The sequence below is a fragment of the uncultured Desulfovibrio sp. genome, from assembly GCF_944324935.1.
Classification (GTDB): domain Bacteria; phylum Desulfobacterota; class Desulfovibrionia; order Desulfovibrionales; family Desulfovibrionaceae; genus Desulfovibrio.
This window is the reverse complement of record NZ_CALUYG010000001.1, coordinates 40696-66677: the sequence shown is the minus strand read 5'-3', so window position 1 is coordinate 66677 and position 25982 is coordinate 40696. Positions and strand designations below refer to the sequence as shown.

The following is a 25982-nucleotide window of genomic DNA, read 5'->3' as shown; positions in this document are numbered from 1 at the left end:
AAAAGGCCAACATCTTGTGAAGCGCTCAACCGCGCAAATGTGCTGCTCTTTTTTTCACATTGACGCGAATCCATCCGCGCGCCGCCGCAGGCCCTTCCGCCGGCGGCTGCCGGCGATCATCAAAAAGGGGACGCATGGCGGGCGCCCCCTTTTCATCAGTACGCTGACTGCCGCACGAGCTAGCAGACGAAGCGCGGGTCCTTCTTCACTTCTTCCCGGACGATCTGGAAGAGCACCGGGCTCAGGAAGAGGATGCCGAAGAGGTTGGGGAAGGCCATGAGCGCATTGCAGGTGTCGGCGATGAGCCACACCATGTCGAGCGCGATGACGGCGCCCACGCCCACGGCAAGGCAATACACGATGCGGAAGGCGACCTGGGCCTTGTCGCCGAAGAGGAAGATGACGCAGCGTTCGCCGTAGACGCACCAGCCGAGGGTGGTGGTGAAGGCAAAAAGGGCCAGCGCGAAGCTCACGCCGTACTCCCCGAAACCTGCCAGCGAGGATCCGAAAGCCACGGCGCTGAGCTGCCCACCATTGAGCCCGCTGCTCCAAAGGGGATCGCCGGCGGCCACACCGGCGGCCACGCCGGCGGGCAGCGTTTCGGGCACAACGGCGACCAGGATCACGAAACCGGTCATGGAGCAGACAATGATGGTGTCGATGAACACGTCCAGCATGCCGATGGAGGCCTGAACCAGCGGGCTTTCCGCCGTGGAGGCCGCATGGGCCATGGGTGCCGTGCCGAGGCCGGCTTCATTGGAGAAAATGCCGCGGGCCATGCCCATCTGGATGGCCATCATAATGGTGGCGCCCACAAAGCCGCCCTGCGCCGCGGTGGGCGTGAAGGCGTCCGTCACCACCCAGAGGAAGACGGAGGGCACGCGGTCGATGTGCAGGCCGATGATGATGAGACACATGATGATGTAGAAACCGGCCATGAAGGGCACGAGCTTGCCGGCTACGGCGCCGACGCGCTTGACGCCGCCCAGCAGCACCATCACGCACAAAATCACCAGCACCACGGCCACCAGATACTTGTTGAGGCCGAACGTGCTCACCAGGTTGCCGCATACGGCATTGGCCTGCACCATGGCGCCGGTGCCGATACAGGCGCAGGCCCCGAACACGGCGAAGCAGATGGCAAGCCAGGTCCAGTTTTTGCCCAGACCGTTCTTGATGAAGTACATGGCGCCGCCCACCCAGTTGCCGGCGGGAGTCTTTTCGCGAAAGTGCACGGAAAGCAGCACTTCGGAAAATTTGGTCATCATGCCCACGAGGGCCGTGATCCACATCCAGAACAGGGCGCCGGGCCCCCCGATGGCGATGGCCGTGGCCACGCCCACGATGTTGCCGGTGCCGATGTCGGCGGCGATGGCGGTCATAAGCGCGTTCCAGGGCGATATCTCCCCGTGTTCGGACTTGTGATCCCGACCGTCCCACAGACATTTGTACGCGCGGATCCAGTTGCGGAACGAGTAAAACTTGAGGCCGAAATTGAGATACAGGCCCGTACCGACCAGCAGTACGAGCATGATGGGGCCCCAGACGATACTGTTCAATTCTTTCAAAAGATCAACCAAAAATTCCACAGCCGCCTCCTCATAGCAGCGTTTCCGACCTTGCGGTCGTGGTTTCGGGGGGGCATTGCTGCCCAGCCGCGGACCAGACGAAAGCCGTCACCAGCCAGAAACGGCATTTCGCAGTTCTTCAGTAGCAAATTTTTGTGCAGGAGGCAAAGAAAATATCTTATTTAAACAATTTTTTTCTGCCATATCCGTACCATGTGAATAATTTTTCAGGTTATATAAATGATTGATTGTTCAAACAATACTAATTTGACACTTTATAAAAAAAGAATTTTTGAACAAAGCATGATAATCAAGAGAAATACAAGACAACAAACTATCATAATAACAGTATTATAATGTTATATGATGCAATATACATGTCTTATTTTCATTATTGCAATAATACATCATCATTTTCCTTCGAGATGCGCCATGCTACCGCAGGGAAGCGCTTCCGCGCACTCCACCTTCTGGAGATGCGTGCAGGCCATTCATCCTTGATTGAATTTTCTTCAGGTTCCGCATGTTCCGGTAACGCCGCTCCACGCGGCCAGGGGGCGGCCATACCTCCGCCGACAGAGAGCCGAGCCCGGCATCGTGGCCGACGGCAAAAAAAAGCGCATGCCCCAAAGCATGCGCTCATCCATCCACACCGGCGACGCGTTCTACCGTTCCACAGCAAAGATGTTGCGGAAAAGGAGCTCGCCGCCGGTCTTCTTCACTTCGATGATGACCTGACTGTTTTCCAGCTTGCCCACGGATCGGGGCAGGCGGGAGACCATGACCGCACGCTTGAAGCGGCTGATGCGGAAATCGCCCACATCATCCGGCTCGAAGCTCACGGCATGCTGCTGGCCGTCAGCCGTCAGCAGCGTCACTTCCACCACGCCGGAAAGCACCTTCTGCCGTTCCGTATTACGCAGATCAAGCGAGACGCGCAGGCGGCCGTTGCCCAGCGAACGGGCCCGCACATTGAGCACCTTGACCAGATCGGAGGTCACGGCGGGGAATTCCGCATGTCCCGGGCCTTCACCGGGCTGCTTCAGTGCCTGCTCCATCTCCTTTTGCTCATCGGCGCTCTCCTCCGCCTGGACGGAAGCGGTGGCTTCGGAGTGACCGACCAGCCGAAGCGCCAGCAGGCGACGGCCGTCCACATTCTGCTCCTTGAGCAGGATCTCCAGGTTCTCCAGACGTTCGGCGGTGGCCTCGGCCTCCAGCAGGGCTCGTTCGAGGCGGACTTGCTCCGCTGCGAGCGCGCCATTGTCCCGCCAGAGCCGCACGGCCCACCAGCCCAGCCCCGCGGCAAGCAGCGGGAAACACAGCAGGCAGACCATGACGGCATAGAAGCGCCCTCGCCGTACCCGCAAGGTACGCCGGGCCCCGTCGTCGCTCATCAGGATGAGGCTCAGTCGTGTATCGCTGCTCATGGCTGCCGTGCGGGCGGCTCGGCCACCCAGTCCTCACGGGCGATGCGCCAGTCCGCCCCGTCATATTCCAGCAGCAGGGTCTTGGTGCCGCGGTCGCTCATGCCCTTGCTGTCGGCATAGACCTGCATCATATCAGCCCGCAGGCCCCGACGGTCCAGCGAGAAGCGCATGCCGCTCAGCTGCACCAGCGTGGGGGTGACCCGCTGCCAGAGGTTCTGCTTCTGCTGCCGCAGGAAGCGTGCGCCCCGCCGGCCCTGCTGGACGGCGTCGGCGGTATAGCAGTCGACATAGGCATCCAGGTCGGCCTTCTCCCAGGCAGCCCGCCAGCGTTCGAGCATGGCGCTCGCCTCACCGCTGACGGCTTCCAGATAGACCGTGGCAAGGCCCTGCCGCCCGGGCGTCCAGCGGCTGGCGACCAGCCGGAAGGCGTCGCCCTCGCCACGCTGCCACCAGAGCTCCCGTACGCCTTCCTCCAGACCCTGTCGCCCCACGAAGAGCAGCGGCAGGCGGCAGACGGCCGTTTGCCCGTCCACGGACCAGTCCTGCTGGCCGGGGTAGACGCGCAGCCAGGGCGAGCGCAGCAGGCGCTGACGTTCGCGGCGCTCCTGGGCGAGACTCGACCCGCGCGGCAGGCCCTTCACCTTGTTGAAGCGGCCGCTGTCGTAATACGCGTTTTCCAGCGCTTCCGGGCGCTGTGTGCGGTCGGTGAAGGCCGACAGCCACGCGGAGACCCGCGCCGAAAGCTCCTGGCGCAGGACGGGCGTCAGTTCCAGCGCCGGGGGCGGCGGGGGCGTTGCCGGCTCCTGCACGGCGGGCGTGGCCACGGTCGCCGTTGCCTGAGCCTCACCGGCAGCGACGGTCTGCGACATCGCCTGCGCGGGCGCCGCCTTTTCCTGCGGCGTCTCCGCCTGGGCGGCCGTCTCGTCCCCTGTCAGCGAAAGCTCGCGCTCATCGGGGCGCAGCGTATCCAGAGTGGCCCCGCTGCCCCAGTTGACCTCGCCGGTGATCCGCGTCGGCCGGTTGCGCGGCACCAGCGCATCCGCCGCCAGCAGGCGTTCCTTTTCGCCATCGGCGGCCGCGGCGGCAGTCCCCGCGGCCTTCTCGTCAGCGGCGCTTTCGGGCATATCCAGTGCGGGCCGCGTGGGGCCCTCGCCGCTGTCGCTCAGGACCGGCAGGGCCTGGGCGATGAGCTTGCCCTGTTTGAATTCCGCCAGCATACCCATATCGCGCGGCGTCCATTCCATGCCGACGATGCGGAACTCCCCTTGCTTGTCCTTCTGCCAGTACAGCCGCCGCACGCCTTCCGTGGACAGATTGGAGGCGGTATAGAACTGCTCGGACCAGGTGACCCAGTAGCCGGGCCCCTGCAGGACGTGAATGTCCCGGTTGATGATCTTGATGAACGAGAGCATCTTGAACAGGCGCTGCTTGTTCTGGCGGAACCGGCCGAAATCCTCGGTGGCCTTGCTGTAGGCGGGGCCGTCGTAAAAGTCGAACATCTTTTCCGAACGCGCCGCCCAGGCGTCGCTCCACTGCTGCATGCGATGGCGCAGATAGCGGGCCGTGCCGTCGTCACGCTGGGGCACGTTGTTCTCGTCCACGGCGTGGGCCAGGACCACGGCCGTGCCGGGCACGAGCCGCGGCCCCACGGTGTCGATGTCCTGCAGGCCGATGGCCACGCAGCCGCGCGTATCCCGAGGGAAGATGCCGAAGCCCTTGCTGTGGATCCAGATGCCGTGACCGGTCTTGCCGCGCAGCCTGTCCACGGGATTGGGATAGTTCAGGGTGTAGGCCACGCCGCCGTATTCCGCGAAATCCAGGCCGCTGGCGATCTTGTATTCGACGAAATAGATGCCTTCGGGGGTGCGTTTGTCGTTGACGACCTGTTTGTCGCCGGGGACCTGCCCCGTGGTGCAGGGAAAGGTGTATTTGAGCCGCAGCGGGCTCTTGCGCTCGAAGAACAGGAAGGACTGGCGGTGCTTGTCCACCGCCACGAGGTGTGACGGCAGGCCCTCGTCATAAAGAGGGGCCTGCCAGTTGTCGGCGTAGGCAGGGAAGACCAGGCCCAGGCCCAGACAGCCGGCGGCCAGCAGGCGGCACAAGCGCCTTCCGGTCGCGCGGCAGCGGACAAGCGCCCCGGCAACCCTCCTAGCGGGCGAGTTCCACAAGTTCCTTGCGTGTGAACAGCGCCCGCAGGTCATAGCCCGCGTCACGGAGTTTCTCACGGCCCCCCTCCTCACGATCCAGAATGGCGCAGACCGCCACGATCTGCATTCCCGCCTCACGCATCCGGTCGCAGGCCTTGAGCAGCGACCCGCCCGTGGTCACGACATCCTCCAGCATGGCGACCTGATCGCCCTGGGCAAAGTTGCCGAGACCCTCTACATACTGCCCGGTGCCGTGCCCCTTGGCTTCCTTGCGGACGAGCATGCCGTGCAGGGGACGGCCCAGCGTATGGGAGATGACCGTGGTGGCGGACACCAGCGGATCCGCGCCCATGGTCATGCCGCCCACGCCCACGATGGGCAGGTCGGCCAGAAGGCGGTTGAAGAGGGAGCCGATGAGCCAGGAGCCCTCGGCGTGCAGGGCCGTGACGCGGCAGTCGAAATAATAGTCGCTGCGCCGGCCGGACGCGAGGACGAACTCCCCCTCGCGGTAGGATTTTTCCACCAGCAGGCGTGCCAGACGCCGCTTGAGCTGCATCATGTCATCCGTCATGGCCTACCCCTGCCGCCCGAGGACACGGGCATAGATTTCGTCTTCATGCCGCAGATAGAACGCCGGATCGAACAGCCCGTCCGCCGCCTGCTCGTCAAGCTGCGCGCCCAGCCTTTCCCGCATGGCGGCATCGGCGCGCACCAGTTCGGGGAAGGGCCGGCGGCTTTCCCAGCTCTGCATGGCCAGACGCTGCACGGCCTCGTAGGCCTGCTGGCGCGGCATGCCGGTGGCGATGAGCGCCGTCAGCACGCGCTGCGAGAAATAGAGGCCGAAGGAGCGCTCCATGTTTTCCCGCATGCGGTCGGGCTTGACCACCAGTCCGTCCAGCAGACGGGACAGCCGGTCGAGGATGTAATCCGCAAGGATGGTGGAGTCGGGCATGATGACGCGCTCCACCGAGGAGTGGCTGATGTCCCGCTCATGCCAGAGGGCCTGGTTCTCCAGCGAGGCCAGCGCGTTGCCGCGCAGCAGGCGGGCCAGACCGCACATGTTCTCCGCGGAAATGGGGTTCTTCTTGTGGGGCATGGCCGAGGAGCCCTTCTGCCCCTTGCCGAAGCCCTCCTCCACTTCCAGCACTTCGGTACGCTGGAGATGGCGCAGCTCCACGCACAGGCGCTCCACGCCCCCGGCCATGATGGCCAGCGCGGTAAAGAAGTGCGCGTAGCGGTCGCGCTGCACGACCTGGGTGGAATGCGGGTCCACTTCCAGCCCGAGCCGTTTGAGCGCCCCGGCTTCCAGCTCCGGCGAAAGGAAGGCGTAGGTCCCCACCGCGCCGGAGAGCTTGCCCACGCGCACGCTCTCAAGCCCGGCCTTCACCCGTTCCAGATGCCGGGCGAATTCGGCATAGAAGCCCACCATCTTGAGCCCGAAGCTCGTGGGTTCGGCATGGATGCCGTGGGTGCGCCCCATGCAGAGCACGCCCTTGTAGTTTTCGGCCAGCCGCCGCAGTGAGGCCAGCAGCCTGTCCATACCGGCCAGGATGAGCCTGCCCGCCTGCTGGAAAAGGTAGCCGTTGGCCGTATCCACGATGTCGGACGACGTGCAGCCCAGGTGGATGTAGCGGGCTTCGGGGCCGATCTTTTCCTCCAGTGAGGTCAGAAAGGCGATGACGTCGTGCCGGGTCGTCCGCTCGATCTCCTGGATGCGGTCCACATCGATAACGGCCTTGCGGCGGATGACGTCCACAGCCTCGGCGGGGATGCGGCCCAGCTCGGCCCAACCCTCGCACACGGCAAGCTCCACGGCCAGCCAGGCGCGGTAGCGGTTCTCCAGAGTCCAGATTTGGCCCATCTCCGGGCGGGTATAGCGATCGATCATGCGAGATTCCTATGCGGACGGCGCGGTTTGCGTGCCTGACGCGGACGAGGCGGCCGGCGCGGCGGCAGCGGCGGCATCTCCGCCGGAAGACGGTTTCGCATCAGAAGCGGATCCGCTCCCCTCCTCCTTGATGCCCTTGCGGTAGCCGTAGTCGCTGACGTACCAGCCGCCGCCCCTGAGCACGAAGGACGTATGCGAGATCAGGCGCGGCGACGGCGTGCCGCAACGGGGACAGGGCTCCTCCCCATGCGCCTGCGAGAGGGAGACCATCTCTTCAAAGACATGCTGACACTTGGGGCACTGATATTCGTAAATGGGCATAACAGACGCCAATAACGGCCCTCAACAGCCCGCGAAGGCCGTCGGCCGTAGAAAAAAGTTGTCTCCGGGACACGGCATTGCCTGCCTTGCCGCACCGTACCGCCCGAAAAAAGGCAGGGGCTCGGGCCGCCCCCGCCATGGGATCCGCCCAGCGTTTCCCGACTCAGGCGGCACAACCCGTGCGCGGCGGAAAAAACGCTTTTTTCCGCCTGCCCGGGCGGGGGCGTCCGCTCCCGCGTCCGCCGGCGCGGCCACTCTTCCAGAGAGGGACCGCTCTAGTTCCTGGCGGCGGCCTTGGCTTCGCGCACGCGCTGCTTCAGGCGCTGGGCGCGACGATGGCGGCGGCGATCCAGTTCTTTCTTGCGCTCGATCTTCTTGTGAGCCATGATTTCCTCCAGCATGGGCGATTGCCCGTTATGATGTAACAGCATCCCATAGCCTGTTTTTCAGGCAAAGTCCAGCCTTCAGGCATCCTGACCGGCTCAGCGCCGGCCCCGCGGCCGGATGCGGGCGCAGACCGGCAGGCAGCACAGGCAGAGCAGGGCCATGCCCGCGTACATGCCGCGATGGCCGGTAAGGGGCTGGAGCAGTCCCAGCGCCGCCGGGCCGAAGCCCACCGCGATGTCCATGAGGATGTAACAGGTGGAATTGGCCAGCCCCACATGCCCGGCCGGGAACGCCTGCACGGCGATGGGCAGCCCGCAGGATTGCAGGACCCCGATGCTCGCGCCGGTCGAAGATGCGGCCCGCTTGCGGCCGGGTCACCAGCATGGACGCCGAATAGACCACAAAGAACACGCTGGCCGTCCCGGCCAGGGACGGCGATGCGTCGAATGTGGTCATGGCGTAATCGGCCATGACCACTATCAGCATGAAATAATTTATCATCAGAAAAAAGTTGGCCAGGGTGACCGCCACAAAATCCTTGGTCCAGAGTCGGGTATCGGCGCTCAAGTCGGCTCCTTGTCGGCGTGCTTCGGGACACTATACGGCAACGCCCCGGAATTGCCTGCGCTATTTGACAAAAATGTGATGCGTGTCACAAAATGGCGTACGACTTTTCCGTTTTTTGTGACCGTTGTCACAGAATGCAAGGTCGCCCTGTGGTCAAGTAGCGCATCATCCCTACCAAGGAGAGCGCCCATGTTTTGCAACCAGTGTGAACAAACCGCCAAGGGCAAGGGCTGTACGGTCCTTGGCGTCTGTGGAAAGAATGCCGCCGTGGCGGCGCAGCAGGATGAACTTGTGGCCGGGCTGCGCCGCCTGGCCGATGTGGCCCTGGCCGCCCGCGCCGCCGGCGTGACGGAAACGGTCGTCGACGACTTTGCCTTCAAGGCGCTGTTCGCCACCCTGACCAACGTCAATTTCGATCCCGAGGCCCTGACCGCGCTGCAGGAAGCCTGCCTGGCACGGACCCGGGAGCTTGCGCGCGCCGCCGGCATTCCCGAGCCGCCGGCGGACTGGAAGACCTTCATCGCCGGCCTGCCCACGGGCACGGATGCCCTTTCCGACAATGAAGACGTGCGCTCGGCCATGCAGCTGCTGCTTTACGGGCTCAAGGGCGTGGCCGCCTATGCCGACCACGCAGCCGTGCTCGGCCGGCGCGATCCCGCCGTGGCGGCCTTCATGTACCGGGGCCTCGTGGCCGGCACGCCGCTGGACGACAATGCTCCCGACCTCAACGGCTGGGTGGAGCTGCTCATGGAGTGCGGCAAGATCAACCTGAGATCCATGGAACTGCTGGAAGAGGGCAACACCGGCGCGTTCGGCCATCCCTCGCCCACGCCGGTCTCCCTGGGACAGCGCAAGGGCAAGGCCATTCTCGTTTCCGGGCATGACCTGGCCGATCTGGCCGCCCTGCTCGAACAGACGGCCGGCACGGGCATCAACGTCTACACGCACGGCGAGATGCTGCCCGCGCACGGATACCCCGCGCTCAGAGCCCATACCCATCTGGCCGGACACTACGGCACGGCCTGGCAGAACCAACAGAAGGAGCTGCCCGACTTCCCCGGGGCGGTGCTCTTCACCACCAACTGCATCCAGGACCCGCGCGGCTACGCGGACAAGGTCTTCACCTCCGGCAACGTGGGCTGGCCGGGGCTGACGCACTGCACGGACCGCGACTTTTCGGCCGTCATCCGCAAGGCGCAGGAACTGCCCGGCTTTGCCGAGGACGTGCCGGGCAAGAGCGTGATGACCGGTTTCGGCCGGGAGACCCTGCTCGGCGCCGCCCCCGCCGTGCTGGACGCCGTCAAGGCCGGCAAGCTGCGCCACATCTTCCTGGTGGGCGGCTGCGACGGCGCGCGCCCGGGCCGCAACTACTACACCGAGCTCGTGGAGAAGATCCCCGCCGACTGCCTCATCCTTACCCTGGCCTGCGGCAAGTTCCGCTTCTTCGACAAGGACCTCGGCGCCATCGGCGATCTGCCCCGCCTGCTGGACGTGGGCCAGTGCAACGATGCCTATGCGGCCGTACGCACGGCCCTTGCCCTGGCCGAGGCGCTGGGCTGCGGCGTCAATGACCTGCCGCTCTCGCTCATCCTGTCGTGGTACGAACAGAAGGCCGTCAGCATCCTGCTGACCCTGCTGGCCCTCGGCGTCAAGAACATGCGCCTGGGCCCGACCCTGCCGGCTTTCGTGTCGCCCAACATCCTTAACCTGCTCGTCGAAAAATGGGGCATCGCCCCCATCAGCAGCCCGGACGAGGACCTCAAGGCCATCCTGGGCTGATCCCTCCCCCCCACGGCGCGGCGGCCCTGCCCGGGGCCGCCGCGCTCCTTCCTCAGACAGCGCATCACGCCGCCCTTGCGAAAGAGTCCGCCATGCCCCATACCGCCACCTCTCCCGAAAGCCGTCTGCGCGCCGCCCTGCACCAGCGGGATCTTGCCGATGTGCTGGACGCCGCCGACTGGCCGGAACTGGCCGCCAGAGCCCGCCTGCAGGATATGGGCGCCGCGGAATCCCTGTACCATGAGGGGGAGGAGGTGGCCTTCCTGCCCTTTCTGCTGTCCGGCGAAGTCAAGCTGATCAAGGCCGGGCCGCAGGGCCGCGAATATGTGCTGCACCTGCTGCGTCCCGGCGCGTTCTGCGATGTGGCGGCCCTCTACTATACCGGGGGCGTGCCCACCTCGGCCGTCATGGTGACGGCCGGACGCGTGCTCTGGCTGGAAAAGGGAGCCCTGTTGCGCTGCCTGTCACGCAATCCGGCGCTGGCGGCCTATCTGCTGTCCGTGCTGGCGCACCGGCAGCGTCTGTTCATCAACAAGATCGTCAGTTCGCAGGGCGTCATTTCCGTTTCGCGGCGGGTGGCCGCCTGGCTGCTGCACCGGAGCCGGATGGAAAAAAGCGCCACGCTCCATCTTTCCGGCACGCGGGAACTGCTGGCGCGCCTGCTGGGCGTCAGCCGCGAAAGCCTCAGCCGTGAGCTCAACAGCCTTGCCCGAGCGGGCATCATCCGGCTGGAGCGCCGCCGGGTGGAGATCCTGCAACGCCAGATCCTGGAGCGCAGCGCCCATGACTGATGCCGCCGCGCCGCCCGTCCGCCGCCCGCCGGATATGGAGAAGAGCTCCCGACCGCATGTGCGCTGCCTGCTGACGGATGCTGACGGCGGGCCCGCGCCCTTCGTCCCGCCTGTCCCCGCACCGCGCGCGGCCGTGATCTACTCCTCGGTGACGGGCAATACCCGCCGGCTGGCCGAAGCGCTCACCCTGGGGCATCTCCCGCTCTTCAGCGTGACGCAGCAGCCCGACACCACGGCATACGATCTGCTTGCTCTGGGCTTCTGGGTACGAAAGGGCCTGCCGGACGCTCGCGCGCAGCGCTGCTGGGCCGGCATCCGTGCCAAGCATATCTTTCTTTTCGGCACACTGGGGGCCTGGCCCCATTCGCCCCACGCCAGCCGCTGTCTCGAGGGGGCCCGGGCCCTGCTGACGGCCAACGGCAACCGGATCGTGGGCGAATTCCTCTGTCAGGGGAGGGTCAGTCCGCATGTGCTGGCCGCCTCCGCCCGCAAGGGCACACACCCCATGACCGAGGGACGCGCCGCCCGTCTGGCCGAAGCCGCCCGCCACCCGGATGCCGGCGATATCGCCGCCGCCTGCGCCTGCTGGCGGGCCGTGCTGGCCGCCCTTGCCCCCCAGGCGATCCCGCCGGCCCTGCCCCCTCTCCCTTGACGTACGGAGCATAGTTTGATAATGTCGGCATCCACGAAACCACTTTTCCCCTCTCCCTTCCCGTATGGAGCATAGCCTTATGAAAAGACAACTTCGCTACGACCCCGCCTGGCTGGATGCCTTCTTCCAGCGCGCCGACGAAATCTTCGTCAGCTTTTCCGGCGGGGAATTCCCGTATGTGCTGCCCCTCAACTTCGTCTGGCTTGAGGGCCGCCTGTATCTGCACTGCGGCTTCACGGGCCGCAAGCTCGATCTGCTCCGGCAGGACGATCGTGTGGGCTTTGCCGCCGCACTGGACGTGACCATCGACCGGGAACAGAGCACCACCTGGTACAAGAGCGTCAGCGGCTGCGGGCGCATCCGCGTCGTGACCGACACCGACGAGAAGCGCCGGGCCCTGGATGCCCTGAGCCTGCGCTATGCGGCGCGCTGTCCTCGCCCCGCTCCCGACGCCATGCTGCGACAGGTCAACGTGCTCTGCATCGAAGTGGCGGAGATCAGCGGCAAGGAACGGGAACCCCGCTGAGGAGGGCCCGCGCGCCCGGCATGCGGCTGTGCCGGCCCGTGTCGACGACGGGACACGGCGGGCCACCACGGGCTGGACAGTTGCCGGGCGGCGCGGTAGCAGAAAAGGATACGCTCTCCGCCGCCCGCGGACGCGCCCGCGTCCCCTGCCGGCCAACCCTTGCAAGGAGTCCCGCCATGTCTCGCCGCGATCTTGGCCCGCGCCCTCTCACCTATCCCATGCCGGCCCTGCTTGTGGGCGTCTACGACGCCGAAGGCCGCCCGAACCTTATGACGGCCGCCTGGGGCGGCATCTGCAATTCCGCGCCGCCCTGCGTCAGCGTGTCCATACGCCCGTCCCGCTGGACGCATGACCCGCTCCTCCGGCGCAAGGCCTTCACGCTGGGCATCCCCTCCGCGGCGATGGCCGCGCAGGCGGATTTTGCCGGCATCACCTGCGGCCGCACGGTGGACAAATTCGCCGCCGCCGGCCTTACCCTCTGCCGCAGCCAGCGTGTGGATGCCCCCTACGCCGGGGAATGCCCCATCGTGCTGGAATGCCGCCTGCTGCAACATGTGGAGCTGCCCAGCCATACGCTGATGATCGGCGAAATCTGCAACGTGAGCGCCCTAGAAAGCTGCATGGACGGGGATCAGCCGGACATCGCCAAAGTCGACCCGCTGGTGTACGACGCGGCCGGCCGCCGCTACTACCGGCTGGGCGGGGAGGTGGCCAAGGCCTATACGGCAGGCCTGATCCACAAGCAGGAGCAGCAGCAATGAACGCCGCCCAGTCCGTTGCCGACGTCTACTTCACGGACATGCGCTGTCCCGTGGACTACAGCCTGCTGACCAAGATGAAGAAGCTGCTGCGGGCCGCGGGGCTGGATGCGCTGGAAGTGGCCGGGAAATTCGTCGCCATCAAGATGCACTTCGGCGAACCGGGGAACCTGGCCTTTTTGCGGCCCAACTTCGCCCGCTGCGTGGCCGACATGATCCGTGAACGGGGCGGCCTGCCCTTCCTCACGGATTGCAGCACGCTCTATGTGGGGCGGCGCAAGCATGCCCTCGAACACCTTGCCGCCGCGCAGGAAAACGGCTTCAGCCCCCTTTCCACGGGCTGTCAGCTGCTCATCGGCGACGGTCTCAAGGGCACGGACGATGTGGAGGTCCCCGTGCCCAACGGGGAAATCTTCCAGACGGCCCGCATTGGGCGCACCATCATGGATGCCGACGTCTTCATTTCCCTCAATCATTTCAAGGGACACAAACGCACGGGCTTCGGCGGCGCCATCAAAAACGTGGGCATGGGCTGCGGCAGCCGGGCCGGCAAGATGGCCATGCATAGTTGCAGCAAGCCCGAAGTCACCACGGAAAAATGCCGGAGCTGCGGGGCCTGCATGCGCTTTTGCGCCCAGCAGGCCATCGGCTGGGATGCACAGCACAAGGCCCGCATCGATCAGGAGGCCTGCGTGGGCTGCGGCCGCTGCATCGGCATCTGTAACCATGACGCCATCGCCAGCCCCATCGACGCCGCCAGCGACATCCTCAATGCCCGCATGGCCGAATACGCCGCAGCCGTCCTGCATGGCCGCCCGCATTTCCACATCAGCATCGCCAACAACATCTCGCCCTGCTGCGACTGCCACGGCGGCAATGATGCGGCCATCGTGCCGGATATCGGCATCTTTGCCTCCCCCGACCCCGTGGCGCTGGACCAGGCCTGCATCGACGCCGTCAACGCCGCGCCGGTCATCGCCTCCAGCCGCCTCGGCCAGTGCGAGCGCAGCCACGGCGACTGCTTCACCGACATCCATCCCGATACCCACGGCGCAAGCCAGCTCGAACACGCCGAACGCATCGGTCTGGGCACCCGCCAGTACACGCTGCATACCATCGAGGCCTGAGAGACGCCGCTCCCCGCCTTGAGGTATTCAGGATTTGCTCTTGGGGGGGAAGGGGAACCCCTCCGCCGGCGCGGAAGGGGTTCCCCTTCCCCCCAAGCCCCCCATCCCTTCCCCAGCGCGCTTTTAGCAGAGCGAAGCAACGCCCGGGGCTTCTCCGCAAAAAGTTCGCGAGGGCTGTCAGGCCAGTTTCCGCAAGACCGTAACAGTGTTGCGCTCATTGGGACATGTTCCACCGTGCGCCTGTCGCTTTACGAAAAAGTGCAGTTTTTCCAACAAGTTCGTGCAGCGCGGCACTGCGTTTCCGCCTGCGCCGGGGTCGCCCCTCAGATGACAAGTCCCCCCTCCCGGCAAGGGCTGGGCCACATGCCGGAAGGGGGACGCTTCAACAGGGATCAGTGACGGCGGATCAGGCGCGCTTGTAGACGGTCTGGCCGCCCACGATGGTCTCATCCACCTTGATGTCCTTGAGGGTCTCGGGGGCGACCTTGGTGGGGTCCTTGTCCAGGATCACGAGGTCGGCCAGCTTGCCCTTTTCCAGCGAGCCGATCTTGTCTTCCAGCCGCTGCATGTACGCGCCGTTGATGGTGACGCCGCGCAGGGCTTCCATAACCGTGATGCGCTGATCCGGGCCCAGCACCTTGCCGGAGGAGGTCAGACGGGTCACGGCGGAGAACACGTCCATGAGCGGGCTGATGGGCGTCACCGGGGTGTCGTTGTGCAGGGCAAAGGTGATGCCCTTGTCCAGCGCCGCCTTGAGGGGGCTGATGTGGGCCGCGCGTTCGGGCCCGGCCACCATGTCGCGGTGAATGTCGCCCCAGAACCAGGTATGCGTCACGAAGTAGGAGGGCACGAAGCCCATTTCGGCAATGGCGTCCACCTGGTCGGGACGGCAGAACTGGCAATGGTTGAGGATATGGCGATGGTCCTTGCGCGGATTGGCTTTCAACGCGGCGGAATAGGCGTCGATCATATCCTGGATGGCCTGGTCGCCGTTGGTATGCGTGGTGATCTGCCAGCCGTCGTCATGCAACTTCTGCACCAGGGCAAAAAGCTCATCACGGTTTTTGAAGACCGGGAAACCGCGATAGTCCGCCGGCTTGCCCGGCAGCTGCTTGTAGTAGGGCTTGGAGAACCACGCCGTATAACCCTGCGGACTGCCGTCGGCAAAGAGCTTGACAGGGCCGAGGACGACCTTGCCTTCGGCGTCCAGCTGCGTTCCCTGGCGCTTCTTGCCGTAACTTTCGATGAGCTTGGCGTTGCGTCCGTTGGGCCAGATGACCACGCGGATCTTGAGGTCTCCGCTACGGCTGGCCTTCAGGAAATGTTCATCTATGGAGGGACTGCCGCCGTTATTGGCTGTGGTCACCCCCGCCGCCGCATACATCATGCTGTCCATCGCGATGGCCTGCAGCTCCTGCTCAGGGGTCAGCTTCGGCATGAGCTTGTCGATGGGAGCGCGCGCCGCCGGCCCTTCCAGAACGCCGTCCAGCTTGCCGTCGGCATCACGCCGGTAGCGTCCGCCAGCGGGATCGGGCGTTTTTTCCGTAATATTCGCCAGCTCCAGCGCCTTCGAGTTGGCAACGCCAAGATGCCCGGTCACATGCCGGATGAAGATGGGATGATCAGTGGAGATGGCATCCAATTCAGCGCGGGTGGGATGGCGCTGTTCCTTCATGGCCAGGTCATTGTAGTTGTAGCCGATGACCCACTGCCCCTTAGGCGTTTCAGCAGCACGCTCCTTGAGCAGACGCTGCATGTCGGCGATACACGTCACCGGCCCCAAAGGCGGCACATTGAGGTTCACCATCAGTATGTTCCGGCGGGAAGTATCGGGGAAATGGCTATGTCCGTCGATCATGCCCGGCATCAGGACACGCCCCTTGAGGTCCACGATCTCCGCATCGCTGCCGGCGGCTTTCAGCACATCGGCACGCTTGCCCACGGCAAGAATGGTGTCCCCCTTGACGGCTAGCGCTTCCACGATGTCGTTTTTCTTGTTCATCGTGAAGATCGGACCGCCCACATACACGCGAACACTGTTTTGGGAGGCGAACAGCCCAGTGGAGGACGAGCCCAACAGGACGGCTGTGGCAAAGGCGCTTTTCAGAAAAGTTCTACGGATCATGGCACACCTCATTTCTGTTGGATTGTGAAAAAAAGTATTTTTTTCCTTCCGATGACGATACGGAATATACAGACAGAAGGCAAGGCATTTTCCTTTGATTTGAGCAACCACTATTTTTTTCTCATCTCCCCAGCCAGCTCAACGGCTGTTACACTGTGAAATACAAGCATAGATAAACACCTATTGTGAAAATACTCACAATAATACACTGGAGGCACGCCCCCGCCTTTGACCGCGCCGAAAAACGCGAGGAGGCATGGCGCGCATGGCGTCATGCCTCCGTGGACAGTCAGAAGACAGGAGCTTCCAGTCTAAAGCGTTTTCCGTTTGGAACGTTTTGCGTTTCAAACCATACGGCCTGGCATTTCGCGGAAAAAACGCGGTTTTTCCGCTTGGCTTTGGCCGGGCGGCGCTGTGCCGCCGCCTCGTATTTGGCCTTTTTCAATGGCAAAATGTTCTAAAAATAGCCGCTGGATTGCAGCAACAGGATGCAGAGCGTCAATGTGACGAGGCTGGCCCCGTTACTGAGGACGGCGGTAAAAGCCGCCTCTTCCGGCAGGGCGTTGTAGACCTGCGCCAGCACGGAGGCCACCAGCGCCGTGCCCGTTGCGCTCATGAGCACGCCCACTCCCAGCCAGAGGGGCTCCACATCCAGCGGCGCCATGATCAGCCAGCAGAGCAGCGGACAGAGTACCAGCTTGCAGCTGACCAGCCAGACCTGACGCCAGATGGCGTGGCCCACGCTGCGGGTCAGGGCCAGCCGCAGTTTCTGACCGAGATCGAACCCCAATGCGATGAGCATGCACGGAGCCGCCGTAAAACCCACCAGCGCGCAGGCCCTGTCAAGCGGCGTCCAGAGCCCCGCGCCCCCGATCGCCAGTCCCAGACCGGCCACCGTGGACAGCAGAATGGGATTGCCCAGCACCAGCGCCCGGAAAAGAATCCAGGCCCGGCTTTGCCCCTCCTCCCAGGCCGTCGCGCCGTTGAGCAGATCCAGCCGCACCTGACCCACGATGACCACCACATTGGGCGTCAGCGTCATCAGGCCCGCCACCACCAGTGCCTCGGTATTGCCGGGAAAAAGGCTTTCCACAATGGGCAGGCCCACAAAGGCCGCATTGCAGGCGCTACAGCCCAGCCCCGAGATAACCGCAGCGCCTGCGCCGCGCCGACAGAACAGTCTGTCCGCCCAGTAGCCCAGCGCGTAGCAGCCCAACGGCGCGCCCAGCGCGCCCAGCCAGAAGCCGCCGTGCGCCAGCGCGTTTCGGTCGGCTTGCGCCATGACATGCAGGAGCAGCAGCGGCAGGGCCAGCCTGAGCACATACAGCCCCAGCACTTTGCCGGTACTGTCGGGCAGCAGATCCCGCGCCCGCAAAAAAACCCCCATACCGATGATCAGAAAGACCGGCAACACGGCCCAGACCGCAACCAGCATGACATCCCTCCCAAATTGGATGGCCTACTGTGCGCCTTTGCGCCGGCATTGTCCAGAAGATAGCTTGTTCAATCAAACAGTTTCTATTGCGGTCCACAGCACGGGCAAGGAGGGGAAAGGCAAGTGCAGCTTTTCGTTTTTTATTGCGCCGGCAGATGGCGGCTTCGCCCGGCATGCAGGCGTGGTCGCCTGCGCCGACCGAATGGCGGCCCGCAGGGCCGTGACCGTCAGGCGACGAAGGAGCCTTACGGGCATCGACAGCAGAGATGCGGCAGGGGACAGGGGCTTGCCAGCCCCTTGCCCCCTGCAACCCCCATCCCCGCCTGGGGCAGCCAGCGTTGACGGGCATCCGGCGGGCGGCGGCCCTGCCCTGTTCTCCTCTCTGTCGCGCGTCATAGGGCATCGCCCTCCCGCTGTCCCGCGCACTGCGCGGCACGAGCGTCCGGGCGGCGTCGGAGCTGCCACCCCGACGGGGCGGCGATCTCCTCCGCGCCATGACGCGCTGACGCCGTGGGACAAGATGACGGAAGGCGCATGGGGCCGGAAGGTTCTTCTTTGAATGGGGCTGGGGCAGGAAGGCGTCCCTTTCTGAGTCGCGGCCAGAGATGACGGGCAGCGCGAAGATGAGGAAAAAGGCGTCGAGGTGAGGGAAGATACATCATACAGGGAAGGCTGTAGTACCAGCAAAATGATATGCGGCGACAGGTGGGAGGTAGTTCTTGTTTTTTGGCGCTGGGGGCGGGCGGATGTTGCCCGGCATGCAGGCGTGGTCGCCTGCGCGGCGGGCGGCAGGGGACAGGGGCTTGCCAGCCCCTTGCCCCCTGCAACCCCCATCCCCGCCTGGGGCAGCCAGCGTTGACGGGCATCCGGCGGGCGGCGGCCCTGCCCTGTTCTCCTCCCTGTCGCGCGTCATAGGGCATCGCCCTCCCGCTGTCCCGCGCACTGCGCGGCACGAGCGACCGGGCGGCGTCGGAGCTGCCGCCCCGACGGGGCGGCGATCTCCTCCGCGCCATGACGCGCTGACGCCGTGGGACAAGATGACGAAAGGCGCATGGGGCCGGAAGGTTCGTCTTTGAATAGGGGCTGGGGCAGGAAGGCGTCCTTTTCTGAGTCGCGGCCAGAGATGACGGACAGCGCGAAGATGAGAAAAAAGGCGTCGCGGCAGGCGGGAACTTGTTTTCTGACGCTGGGTATCCTCGGACTGTCCTCCTGCGGCAACCAAAGGGACAGGAGCTTTATTTTTTATCGCACCAGAGGCTGGCGGATGTTGCCCGGCATGCAGGCGTGGTCGCCTGCGCGGCGGGCGACCGAATGGCGGCCCGCAGGGCCGTGACCGTCAGGCGACGAAGGAGCCTTACGGGCATCGACAGCAGAGATGCGGCAGGGGACAGGGGCTTGCCAGCCCCTTGCCCCCTGCGACCCCCATCCCCGCCTGGGGCAGCCAGCGTTGACGGGCATCCGGCGGGCGACGGCCCTTTCTGAGTCGCGGCCAGAGATGACGGGCGGCGGGAAGATGAGGAAAAAGGCGTCGAGGTGAGGGCGTTTCCTCGTCATGTCACCGGGAGACTGTCGGTCGAAGGGGCAGCCTGCGCGGGACGGTTGCCCGCCATCCTCCCTGGCAAGGTTTTTTGCGGGATGGATGGGGGGCGCGGGGGGAAGGAAGGGGGCTTTTTTGCAAAAAAGCCCCCTTCCTTCCCCCCGCAAGAAAAAAAGACCCCCGTGCCGTACGGGACGGCACAGGGGCGGTGCATAAGGAAAGGCGACGGCTGGGATCAGGCGTGGGTCGTGGTGGGATCTTCCCAGTCCTTGACGACGGCCTGATAGCCGATGCCGGCCAGGGCGGCTGTCATTTCTTCCACGCTGCGGTGGTCGGTGATGTCGAACTGGCCGGAGTTGTCGGCCTCGGTGGCGCGTCCGCCCACGGCGGTGGAGACGCCGGCGGACACGCGGGTCACGCCCAGGGGGATGAGGTGATCGCGCATGAAGGCGCTTTCCCGGCTGGAACAGGTGATGCCGGACCGGGGCAGGAAGCAGCGCATGGCCGTGACGTATTGCACGAACTGCCGGTCACCCACGGCATGGGGGATGTCGAAGCTGCCCTCGTGCGAGCAGATGCGCGGGATGGAGATGCCCACGTCCACGCCGGGGTAATGCCGCATGAGCCACCAGGCGTGCAGGCCGGTGCAGAAGGCGTCCTGGATGAACTCGTCGAGCCCGAGCAGCGCGCCCACGCCGAGGGAGCGCATGCCCGCGCGGGCGGCGCGTTCCGGCGCATTGAGGCGGAAGGAGTAATCCTTCTTGGGGCCGGCCGGGTGCAGCCAGTCGTAGAGTTCGGGGTTGTAGGTCTCCTGGAACATGGTCATGCTGTCCACGCCGGCGGCGATGAGCAGGCGGTATTCGTCTTCGGTCAGGGAGTAGACCTCCACGCCGACGGACGCGAACAGGGGTTTGATGCGGCGGGCGGCATCAGCGATGTATTCGGGCGAGGAGAGCTTGCGCGCGTCGCCGGTGAGCAAGAGGATATGCTGGAGGCCCATGTCCGCAATGACGCGGGCCTCGGCCTCGATCTCATCCATGTTCAGATGGCGGCGGGGCTGGGTATTCTTGGCGTTGAAACCGCAGTACCGGCACTGGTTGGTGCAGACGTCCGAGATATACAGGGGGGTGAAGAGGTTCACGGCCCGGCCGAAATAGCGCAAAGTCAGCTCATGGGCGCGCTGGGCCAGATCCTCCAGATGCGGGGCGGCCGCCGGGGAGAGCAGGACCAGGAAGTCCTCGGGCTGGAGGGTATCCTTGCGCAGGGCGACGAGCACCTGTTCTTCGGTGGCGTTTTCGGCGATGCGGGCACGCCGTTCGCGCGGCCATTTTGCCAGGAACTGTTCAAAATTTTCCATGACGGGACCTCCTCCAGCCTAGCGCAGGAAACCGGTGAGCGGCGAGGAGGCTTCGGCGGCTTCGCCGGGCGCCTTGACGGCCCCCGCGCCGGCCAGCCAGGCATTGCGGCCCGCTTCCACCGCGGCGCGGAAGGCGGCGGCCATGCGCACCGGGTCGGCGGACGAAGCGATGGCCGTATTGACGAGGCAGGCCGCCGCGCCCATTTCCATGGCTTCGCAGGCCTGCGAGGGACGTCCGATACCCGCATCCACCACGACCGGCACATCCAGTTCGTCGATGAGGATGCCGATCATTTCCTTGGTACGCAGGCCGCGGTTGGTGCCGATGGGCGCACCGAGGGGCATGACAGCGGCGGCGCCGGCATCCACGCAGGCGCGGGCCACATAGAGATCGGGATTGATGTAGGGCAGGACGGTAAAGCCTTCCTTGACCAGGGCTTCGGTGGCCTTGGCCGTTTCGTAGCCGTCGGGCAGGAGGTGGCGCACGTCGGAGATGACCTCGATCTTGATCCAGTCGCCGCAGCCGGCGGCGCGGGCCAGACGGGCCAGGCGCACGGCCTCATCGGCGGTACGGGCCCCGGAGGTGTTGGGCAAAAGGCGCATGCTCCTGGGGATATGGGCCACGATGCCCTGCTGGCCCTTTTCCACGCGGCGCATGGCCACGGTGATCACTTCCGCGCCGCTGGCCTCGCACACGGCGGGGATGAGGTTGTCCGCACTGTATTTGCCCGTGCCGATGAAGAGGCGGCTTTTGAGTTCCACGCCGCCAAGGATGAATTTGTCTTCCACTGTTCTTACTCCTAAACCCGCAGCGATCCTGCGCCCGGGGGGGCGCATCAGCCGGCCGTCATCCCGTGCGGGAGGACATGGCGGCCCCGCCGCCCGAGGCGGCGTCGATTCCTGTTCCGACCGCGACGAGAGGCTAGCCTCCGCCCACGAACTGCACCAGTTCGAGCACGTCTCCCGCTTCCAGCCGCGTCGTGGCGAAGTCGGCAGCCGGCACGATCCCGCCGTTGCGCTCCACCACCACGACAGCCGCATCATGGCCGCGCTGATCCAGCAGGCCCGCCACGGTCAGATCGTCGGCGTAGTCTCCCTGTTCCCCATTGACGGTAAGCAGCATGGTGACTCCTCCCGGGTCATCGCCCCGCCCGGCCAGGCGCGCGGGGCGTCCTTTTGCGCATTCGCCGTTTCCCGGCGTATCCTGAGGGATGGCGGGACAGCGGGCAAAAAAAATACCCGCATCCAGCAACGGGAAGCGGGCGACGCGCAGACCCGGCAAGCGGGTCGCCAGCTTCCCTTCGTCAGCACTATCTGCGTCAGGTGCAGGAACATGCATCCGCATGTCCTAGGGGTCAGGGCGCTCACACCCTTTCTCAGCCGTCAAGTGGGCTCCCCCAGCCGGAACAGGTGTACGATAGGCCCGGCGTGCGGCAATTGCAAGTCTTTTTTCACAGGCCGGAACGAGCGCGCGACAGCTTGCGAAGCCGGCATATCTGTGCCATACAGAGCGGTGCACTTCTTACCATAACCGCGCCCAGCGCCGAGAAATCCATGTCCGAACTGTCACACGAAGCCGGCCCCGGGGCATCCGCGCCCGCCGATGCCGCCGCCCTGATCGAGGAACACATCTCCGTCATCGAACCGGAAGATGCCCTGCCCCGCGTCAGCCTGGAAGATCTGCCCGACGCCATGCGCGACGCCTGCGGCCGGGCGGGCTGGACGAGCCTCATGCCCGTGCAGTCCCTTGCCCTGCCCTATCTCATGGCCGGCCGGGACATCATGGTGCAGTCCCGCACCGGCAGCGGCAAGACGGGCGCGTATCTGCTGCCCCTGCTGCCCCGCCTGGACGCACGGCAGCAGAACGCACAGGCCCTTGTGCTCGTGCCCACGCGCGAGCTGGCCGTGCAGGTGGAGCACGAGGCCCGCACCCTCTTTGCCGACACGGGGATCCGCCCGGCGGCCGTGTACGGCGGCGTTGGGTACAAGAAGCAGGTGGACGCCCTGCGCGACGGCGCACAGCTCATCGTGGGCACGCCCGGACGCGTGCTCGACCACCTGCTCCGGCGCACGCTCTCGCTGGAACATCTGCGCCTGCTGGTCTTCGACGAGGCGGACAGGATGCTCTCCATCGGCTTTTACCCCGACATGAAGGAAGTACAGCGCCATCTGCCGCGCCGCCGCGTGCATACCTGCATGTTCTCGGCCACCTATCCGCCGCATGTGCTGCGGCTGGCCGGTGAATTCATGCAGTATCCGGCCATGCTCTCCCTGTCCCGCAAGGAGGTGCATGTGGCCGAGGTGCAGCATCTGTTCTGCGCCTGCCGCCCCATGGAAAAGGACAGGCTGCTCGTACGCCTGCTGGAGACGGAAAATCCGGCTTCGGCCATCATTTTTTGCAATACCAAGGCCAACGTCCATTATGTGACCAGTGTCCTGCAGGGCTTCGGCTACTGCGCGGACGAGCTCTCCGCCGACCTTTCCCAGAGCCGTCGCGAAGCCGTGCTGGACAAGATCCGCCGCGGCGCGCTGCAATACCTCGTGGCCACGGACGTCGCGGCGCGCGGCATCGACATCCCCGCGCTGTCCCACGTCTTCCTCTATGAACCGCCGGAAGATCACGAAAGCTATATCCACCGCGCCGGGCGCACGGGCCGTGCCGGAGCGGCGGGGACCGTCATCTCGCTCGTGGACGTCATGCAGCGTATGGAGCTGGAACGCATCGCCCGGCATTTCAAGATCAATCTCACCGAGATGCCCGCCCCCACGGACGACGATGTGGCCGCCGTGGCCGGGGCCCGCCTGCTGACCGAGCTGGAAGCCCGCTTCCGCAAGCTCAACGGGCTTGAACGCCTGCGCGTCGCCCGCTATGCGCCGCTGGTACGCAGTCTGACCGACCAGGACGACGGCGGGGACGGCGAGCTCATGCTGGCCATGCTGCTGGATGCCTGCCATCAGCAGAGCCTGCGGGAAAGCCGTTTCCCCGAGGGCCTGCCGGAACAGCGCACCGACGGGGAGGGCCGGTCCGGCCGCTCGCGGCGCAAGCGCTCCTCCCGGCGGGATCGGGACGGCGAGGCCGCCCCCCGGCAGGATGCCCCCGCCCGGCAGGATGCCGGAGAGGGCTCCCCCGCCAATGACGCCGACGGGACGCCGCACGCATCGCGCAGCCGTTCCGGCCGCCGTCGTCGCGGCCGTGGCGGCAGGACGCCGGCGGAGGCCGCCCCGACGGAGCCGACGCCCCCCGCGCAGACAGAATGAGGCTGACAGGCGATGGCACAAGCGGCTGACGTAACCTCCCATCAGAACTTCGTGCAGGAGGCGCTGGACAACTTTGCCGTTCTGCTGGATGATACCGATTTCACGGCCCATCTGCACCTCATGGGCGTGGGACGGCTGCATTTCACCCGCCGCAAGCAGCTTTTGCAGGAGTGGCGCGGCCTTTATGTGGCGCTCTGGCGGCTGGCCCTGGGGCGCTCCTTCCCGCAGGATGCCGACGCCATGCTGGAGGCCTTCCGCCGTTCCTACCGGGAACGGCACAGGGACAAACAGACGCCGCAGATGCTGGAACGGGCGGAGCAATACTGGGATATGATGCGCGTCACCCGGGAAAGCGACTTCACGGAAGTCGCCCGCCATTTCTGCTCCCTCTGCCAGTTGAACGAAAAGGATGCCCGCTCCCTGCAACTCAAGCTCGCCCTGATCATCCGCAAGGCCTACACCGATATTTTCCGGCGTCTCATCTGACCATGTCCGCAACAGATTTCCCGTCCCCGTCCACTGCCCGGACAGCAAGGCGTCCGCCAGCCGCCCTGACCATCGGCAATTTCGACGGCGTGCATCTGGGGCATCAGGCCCTGATCCGGCGTACCTGCGCCGTGGCCCGCGCCAGCGGACAACGCTGCCTCGTGCTGACCTTCTGGCCGCATCCGCGCGCCGTGCTCGGCGGCGGGCAGGCTCCGCCGCCCCTGACCAGCCGTGCGGAACGCCGCCGCCGCATCCTGGCGCTGGACGTGGACGAACTGCTGGAACTCCCCTTCACCCCTGATCTGGCCATCACCGCGCCCGAGGAATTCGTCCGCCGGCATCTCATGCCGCTCGATGTGCGGCATCTGCTCATCGGCCATGACTTTTCGCTGGGCAGAGGGCGCAGCGGCGGCCCCGACGTGCTGCGCGGCCTGGGCGCACGATACGGCTTCCAGGTGGAGCAGCTGGCCCCCGTGCGGCATCTGGGCGGCATCGTCAGCTCCTCGCGCATCCGCCGTTGCGTGGCTGAAGGCGACGTGGAGACGGCCGCGGCCCTGCTGGGGACCTGGCACAGCGTCGAAGGCCCCATCACGCACGGTATGGGACGCGGCACGGGGCTGGGCTTCCCCACGGCCAACATGGGCCTGCCGGACACCCTGCTGCCGCCGCCCGGCGTCTACGCCACGCTGGCGCAAGTGGACGATCTGCCCGGTACGCGGCAGGCCGTGACCAATATCGGGCACAATCCCACCTTTGGCGGCGCGAAACTCAGCATTGAGAGCTTTCTCCTGGACGCGCACGGCGACCTTTACGGCCGGACGCTGCGGCTGGGATTCGTGACCCGCCTGCGCGAGGAGCGTCGTTTTGACGGCCCGGACGCCCTCATACGGCAGATCGGCCAGGATGTGGCGCAGGCGCGCCGCCTGCTCGCCGATGCCGCCTCCGGGCCGGCCGGCATCCTCTCCCCTCACCCCTGCCCGGCGCCGGACCGCGCCGCCCCTGCGGAGGAAGCATGATTCTTGCGGATCTGCACACGCACACCAAGGTCTCCCACGGCGTGGCCACCGTGGAAGAGATGTACGCCGCCGCGCGTGCGGCCGGCCTGGAATATCTGGGCATCTCCGAACACAGCCCGCTGCCGCCCGGCTTTTCCTGCCGGCTTTATCAGGAGCATTTCGCTGAGGACTTCCCCGCCCTCTGCGACGAGGTGCTGGCCCTCGCCCGGCGGGAAGGCTCGCCGCGGCTGCTGCTGGGCATCGAGCTGGACTGGATACCCTCCAATATGCCGTACATGCGCGATCTGCTGGCCGGCAAACCCTTTGATTACGTCATCGGCTCGCTCCACTTCCTGGATGAGATGTCCATCGGCTTCAACGCCAACTGGGACTGTCCCGTGGAGGAAGCCTTCCGCCGTTTCGAAGCCTACTACCAGGCGATGGCGGACATGGCCCGCAGCGGCCTCATCCACATCGCCTCCCACCCCGACTTCATCAAGCTGCACTGCTTCGATCTCTTCCAGGAGTGGCTGTACCAGCCGCTGAGCCGTCTGGTCATCGGCGAGGCCATGCAGGCCCTGCGGCAGAACAACGTCCTGCTGGAGGTCTCGTCCGCCGGATTGCGGCAGCCTTTCTGCGAGCCCTACCCCGGCCCCATGATCATGGACATCGCCGCTCGTGAGGATGTCCGCATCTCGCTGGCCTCGGACGCGCACCGGCCGGAAGACGTGGCCGGACAGTTCGACGAGCTGGCCCGCTATGCCCGCAGCTACGGCTACCGGGAAAGCGGCATCGTGGTGGGCGGGGAACGCCGTTTCCTGCCTTTCTGACCATCGGCCGTGCCGCTGTGA

The 25982-nt window shown here is 65.4% G+C and carries 22 protein-coding genes; 10 read left to right on the top strand and 12 right to left on the bottom strand.

Annotated features, from left to right (window positions below):
• Positions 1–179: 179 nt before the first annotated feature.
• The 7 genes from Q0J54_RS00320 to Q0J54_RS00290 all read right to left on the bottom strand — a co-directional run bounded on the left by Q0J54_RS00320 (position 180) and on the right by Q0J54_RS00290 (position 8037).
• The gene (locus tag Q0J54_RS00320; protein WP_296303363.1) at positions 180–1532 is read right to left on the bottom strand and encodes a sodium:alanine symporter family protein; all 1353 of its coding nucleotides are present in this window, start codon (positions 1530–1532) and stop codon (positions 180–182) included.
• Positions 1533–2233: 701 nt separating this feature from the next.
• A complete protein-coding gene (locus Q0J54_RS00315; RefSeq protein WP_296303280.1) occupies positions 2234–2995 on the bottom strand; it encodes a hypothetical protein in 762 nt (253 codons plus the stop codon).
• Positions 2992–5097, bottom strand: coding sequence for a L,D-transpeptidase family protein (locus tag Q0J54_RS00310; protein WP_296303279.1), 2106 nt, complete (start codon positions 5095–5097; stop codon positions 2992–2994). The genes Q0J54_RS00315 and Q0J54_RS00310 overlap by 4 nt, the downstream gene beginning before the upstream one ends.
• Positions 5098–5143: 46 nt before the next feature.
• Positions 5144–5701 carry an orotate phosphoribosyltransferase gene (gene pyrE / locus Q0J54_RS00305; protein ID WP_296303362.1) on the bottom strand — a complete coding sequence of 186 codons (558 nt, stop codon included), beginning with the start codon at positions 5699–5701 and terminating at the stop codon, positions 5144–5146.
• Between the two features lie 15 nt (positions 5702–5716).
• Positions 5717–7030 carry an adenylosuccinate lyase gene (gene purB, locus Q0J54_RS00300; protein WP_296303278.1) on the bottom strand — a complete coding sequence of 438 codons (1314 nt, stop codon included), beginning with the start codon at positions 7028–7030 and terminating at the stop codon, positions 5717–5719.
• A 9-nt stretch (positions 7031–7039) separates the two neighbouring features.
• Positions 7040–7351, bottom strand: a complete 312-nt coding sequence (locus Q0J54_RS00295) for a zinc ribbon domain-containing protein (protein WP_296303277.1) — start codon at positions 7349–7351, stop codon at positions 7040–7042.
• A gap of 482 nt (positions 7352–7833) precedes the next feature.
• Complete coding sequence (locus Q0J54_RS00290) at positions 7834–8037, bottom strand: hypothetical protein (RefSeq protein WP_296303276.1); 204 nt, start codon at positions 8035–8037, stop codon at positions 7834–7836.
• A gap of 457 nt (positions 8038–8494) precedes the next feature.
• Between Q0J54_RS00290 and hcp the strand changes: the two genes are divergently transcribed.
• From hcp to Q0J54_RS00260, 6 genes are all read left to right on the top strand, one after another.
• Complete coding sequence (gene hcp, locus Q0J54_RS00285; protein ID WP_296303275.1) at positions 8495–10084, top strand: hydroxylamine reductase; 1590 nt, start codon at positions 8495–8497, stop codon at positions 10082–10084.
• Between the two features lie 92 nt (positions 10085–10176).
• Positions 10177–10875, top strand: coding sequence for a Crp/Fnr family transcriptional regulator (locus tag Q0J54_RS00280; protein WP_296303274.1), 699 nt, complete (start codon positions 10177–10179; stop codon positions 10873–10875).
• The gene (locus Q0J54_RS00275) at positions 10868–11527 is read left to right on the top strand and encodes a flavodoxin family protein (protein ID WP_296303273.1); all 660 of its coding nucleotides are present in this window, start codon (positions 10868–10870) and stop codon (positions 11525–11527) included. Before Q0J54_RS00280 ends, Q0J54_RS00275 begins: the two co-directional genes overlap by 8 nt.
• Before the next feature lie 79 nt (positions 11528–11606).
• Positions 11607–12053, top strand: coding sequence for a pyridoxamine 5'-phosphate oxidase family protein (locus tag Q0J54_RS00270; protein WP_296303272.1), 447 nt, complete (start codon positions 11607–11609; stop codon positions 12051–12053).
• A 176-nt stretch (positions 12054–12229) separates the two neighbouring features.
• Entirely contained in the window at positions 12230–12814 is a 585-nt protein-coding gene (locus Q0J54_RS00265) for a flavin reductase family protein (protein ID WP_296303271.1), read from the top strand.
• Positions 12811–13938, top strand: a complete 1128-nt coding sequence (locus Q0J54_RS00260) for a DUF362 domain-containing protein (RefSeq protein WP_296303270.1) — start codon at positions 12811–12813, stop codon at positions 13936–13938. Before Q0J54_RS00265 ends, Q0J54_RS00260 begins: the two co-directional genes overlap by 4 nt.
• Before the next feature lie 406 nt (positions 13939–14344).
• Here Q0J54_RS00260 and Q0J54_RS00255 read toward each other — a convergent pair whose 3' ends face one another.
• From Q0J54_RS00255 to thiS, 5 genes are all read right to left on the bottom strand, one after another.
• A complete protein-coding gene (locus tag Q0J54_RS00255) occupies positions 14345–16063 on the bottom strand; it encodes an amidohydrolase (RefSeq protein ID WP_296303269.1) in 1719 nt (572 codons plus the stop codon).
• Positions 16064–16520: 457 nt separating this feature from the next.
• Complete coding sequence (locus Q0J54_RS00250) at positions 16521–17498, bottom strand: AEC family transporter (protein WP_296303268.1); 978 nt, start codon at positions 17496–17498, stop codon at positions 16521–16523.
• A 1772-nt stretch (positions 17499–19270) separates the two neighbouring features.
• Positions 19271–20392 (bottom strand): 2-iminoacetate synthase ThiH, encoded by a 1122-nt coding sequence (gene thiH / locus Q0J54_RS00245; RefSeq protein ID WP_296303267.1) that lies wholly within the window; start codon positions 20390–20392, stop codon positions 19271–19273.
• 18 nt (positions 20393–20410) lie between these two features.
• Entirely contained in the window at positions 20411–21229 is an 819-nt protein-coding gene (locus Q0J54_RS00240; protein ID WP_296303266.1) for a thiazole synthase, read from the bottom strand.
• An 85-nt stretch (positions 21230–21314) separates the two neighbouring features.
• On the bottom strand, positions 21315–21515 hold the full coding sequence (gene thiS, locus Q0J54_RS00235) for a sulfur carrier protein ThiS (protein WP_296303265.1): 201 nt from the start codon (positions 21513–21515) through the stop codon (positions 21315–21317).
• Between the two features lie 431 nt (positions 21516–21946).
• On the opposite strand from thiS, the gene Q0J54_RS00230 reads away from it, so the two are divergent.
• The 4 genes from Q0J54_RS00230 to Q0J54_RS00215 are packed head-to-tail and all read left to right on the top strand — an operon-like array spanning position 21947 to position 25961.
• Positions 21947–23650: a DEAD/DEAH box helicase gene (locus Q0J54_RS00230; protein WP_296303264.1), complete on the top strand. Its 1704-nt coding sequence runs from the start codon at positions 21947–21949 to the stop codon at positions 23648–23650.
• 12 nt (positions 23651–23662) lie between these two features.
• Positions 23663–24136: a hypothetical protein gene (locus Q0J54_RS00225; RefSeq protein WP_296303263.1), complete on the top strand. Its 474-nt coding sequence runs from the start codon at positions 23663–23665 to the stop codon at positions 24134–24136.
• A 2-nt stretch (positions 24137–24138) separates the two neighbouring features.
• The gene (ribF, locus tag Q0J54_RS00220; RefSeq protein ID WP_296303261.1) at positions 24139–25152 is read left to right on the top strand and encodes a riboflavin biosynthesis protein RibF; all 1014 of its coding nucleotides are present in this window, start codon (positions 24139–24141) and stop codon (positions 25150–25152) included.
• Positions 25149–25961, top strand: a complete 813-nt coding sequence (locus Q0J54_RS00215) for a histidinol-phosphatase (protein ID WP_296303260.1) — start codon at positions 25149–25151, stop codon at positions 25959–25961. Before ribF ends, Q0J54_RS00215 begins: the two co-directional genes overlap by 4 nt.
• Positions 25962–25982 lie beyond the last annotated feature (21 nt).

Excerpts from the sequence above, each read along its gene's own strand:
- Q0J54_RS00225 (WP_296303263.1), top strand. The coding sequence starts at position 23,663 with ATGGCACAAGCGGCTGACGTAACCTCCCATCAGAACTTCGTGCAGGAG.
- Q0J54_RS00270 (WP_296303272.1), top strand. The coding sequence starts at position 11,607 with ATGAAAAGACAACTTCGCTACGACCCCGCCTGGCTGGATGCCTTCTTC.
- purB (WP_296303278.1), bottom strand. The coding sequence starts at position 7,030 with ATGATCGATCGCTATACCCGCCCGGAGATGGGCCAAATCTGGACTCTG.
- Q0J54_RS00265 (WP_296303271.1), top strand. The coding sequence starts at position 12,230 with ATGTCTCGCCGCGATCTTGGCCCGCGCCCTCTCACCTATCCCATGCCG.
- Q0J54_RS00275 (WP_296303273.1), top strand. The coding sequence starts at position 10,868 with ATGACTGATGCCGCCGCGCCGCCCGTCCGCCGCCCGCCGGATATGGAG.
- Q0J54_RS00295 (WP_296303277.1), bottom strand. The coding sequence starts at position 7,351 with ATGCCCATTTACGAATATCAGTGCCCCAAGTGTCAGCATGTCTTTGAA.
- hcp (WP_296303275.1), top strand. The coding sequence starts at position 8,495 with ATGTTTTGCAACCAGTGTGAACAAACCGCCAAGGGCAAGGGCTGTACG.
- pyrE (WP_296303362.1), bottom strand. The coding sequence starts at position 5,701 with ATGATGCAGCTCAAGCGGCGTCTGGCACGCCTGCTGGTGGAAAAATCC.
- thiS (WP_296303265.1), bottom strand. The coding sequence starts at position 21,515 with ATGCTGCTTACCGTCAATGGGGAACAGGGAGACTACGCCGACGATCTG.
- Q0J54_RS00215 (WP_296303260.1), top strand. The coding sequence starts at position 25,149 with ATGATTCTTGCGGATCTGCACACGCACACCAAGGTCTCCCACGGCGTG.
- Q0J54_RS00280 (WP_296303274.1), top strand. The coding sequence starts at position 10,177 with ATGCCCCATACCGCCACCTCTCCCGAAAGCCGTCTGCGCGCCGCCCTG.
- thiH (WP_296303267.1), bottom strand. The coding sequence starts at position 20,392 with ATGGAAAATTTTGAACAGTTCCTGGCAAAATGGCCGCGCGAACGGCGT.
- Q0J54_RS00255 (WP_296303269.1), bottom strand. The coding sequence starts at position 16,063 with ATGATCCGTAGAACTTTTCTGAAAAGCGCCTTTGCCACAGCCGTCCTG.
- Q0J54_RS00320 (WP_296303363.1), bottom strand. The coding sequence starts at position 1,532 with ATGCTCGTACTGCTGGTCGGTACGGGCCTGTATCTCAATTTCGGCCTC.
- Q0J54_RS00315 (WP_296303280.1), bottom strand. The coding sequence starts at position 2,995 with ATGAGCAGCGATACACGACTGAGCCTCATCCTGATGAGCGACGACGGG.
- Q0J54_RS00230 (WP_296303264.1), top strand. The coding sequence starts at position 21,947 with ATGTCCGAACTGTCACACGAAGCCGGCCCCGGGGCATCCGCGCCCGCC.
- Q0J54_RS00250 (WP_296303268.1), bottom strand. The coding sequence starts at position 17,498 with ATGCTGGTTGCGGTCTGGGCCGTGTTGCCGGTCTTTCTGATCATCGGT.
- Q0J54_RS00260 (WP_296303270.1), top strand. The coding sequence starts at position 12,811 with ATGAACGCCGCCCAGTCCGTTGCCGACGTCTACTTCACGGACATGCGC.
- ribF (WP_296303261.1), top strand. The coding sequence starts at position 24,139 with ATGTCCGCAACAGATTTCCCGTCCCCGTCCACTGCCCGGACAGCAAGG.
- Q0J54_RS00240 (WP_296303266.1), bottom strand. The coding sequence starts at position 21,229 with ATGCGCCCCCCCGGGCGCAGGATCGCTGCGGGTTTAGGAGTAAGAACA.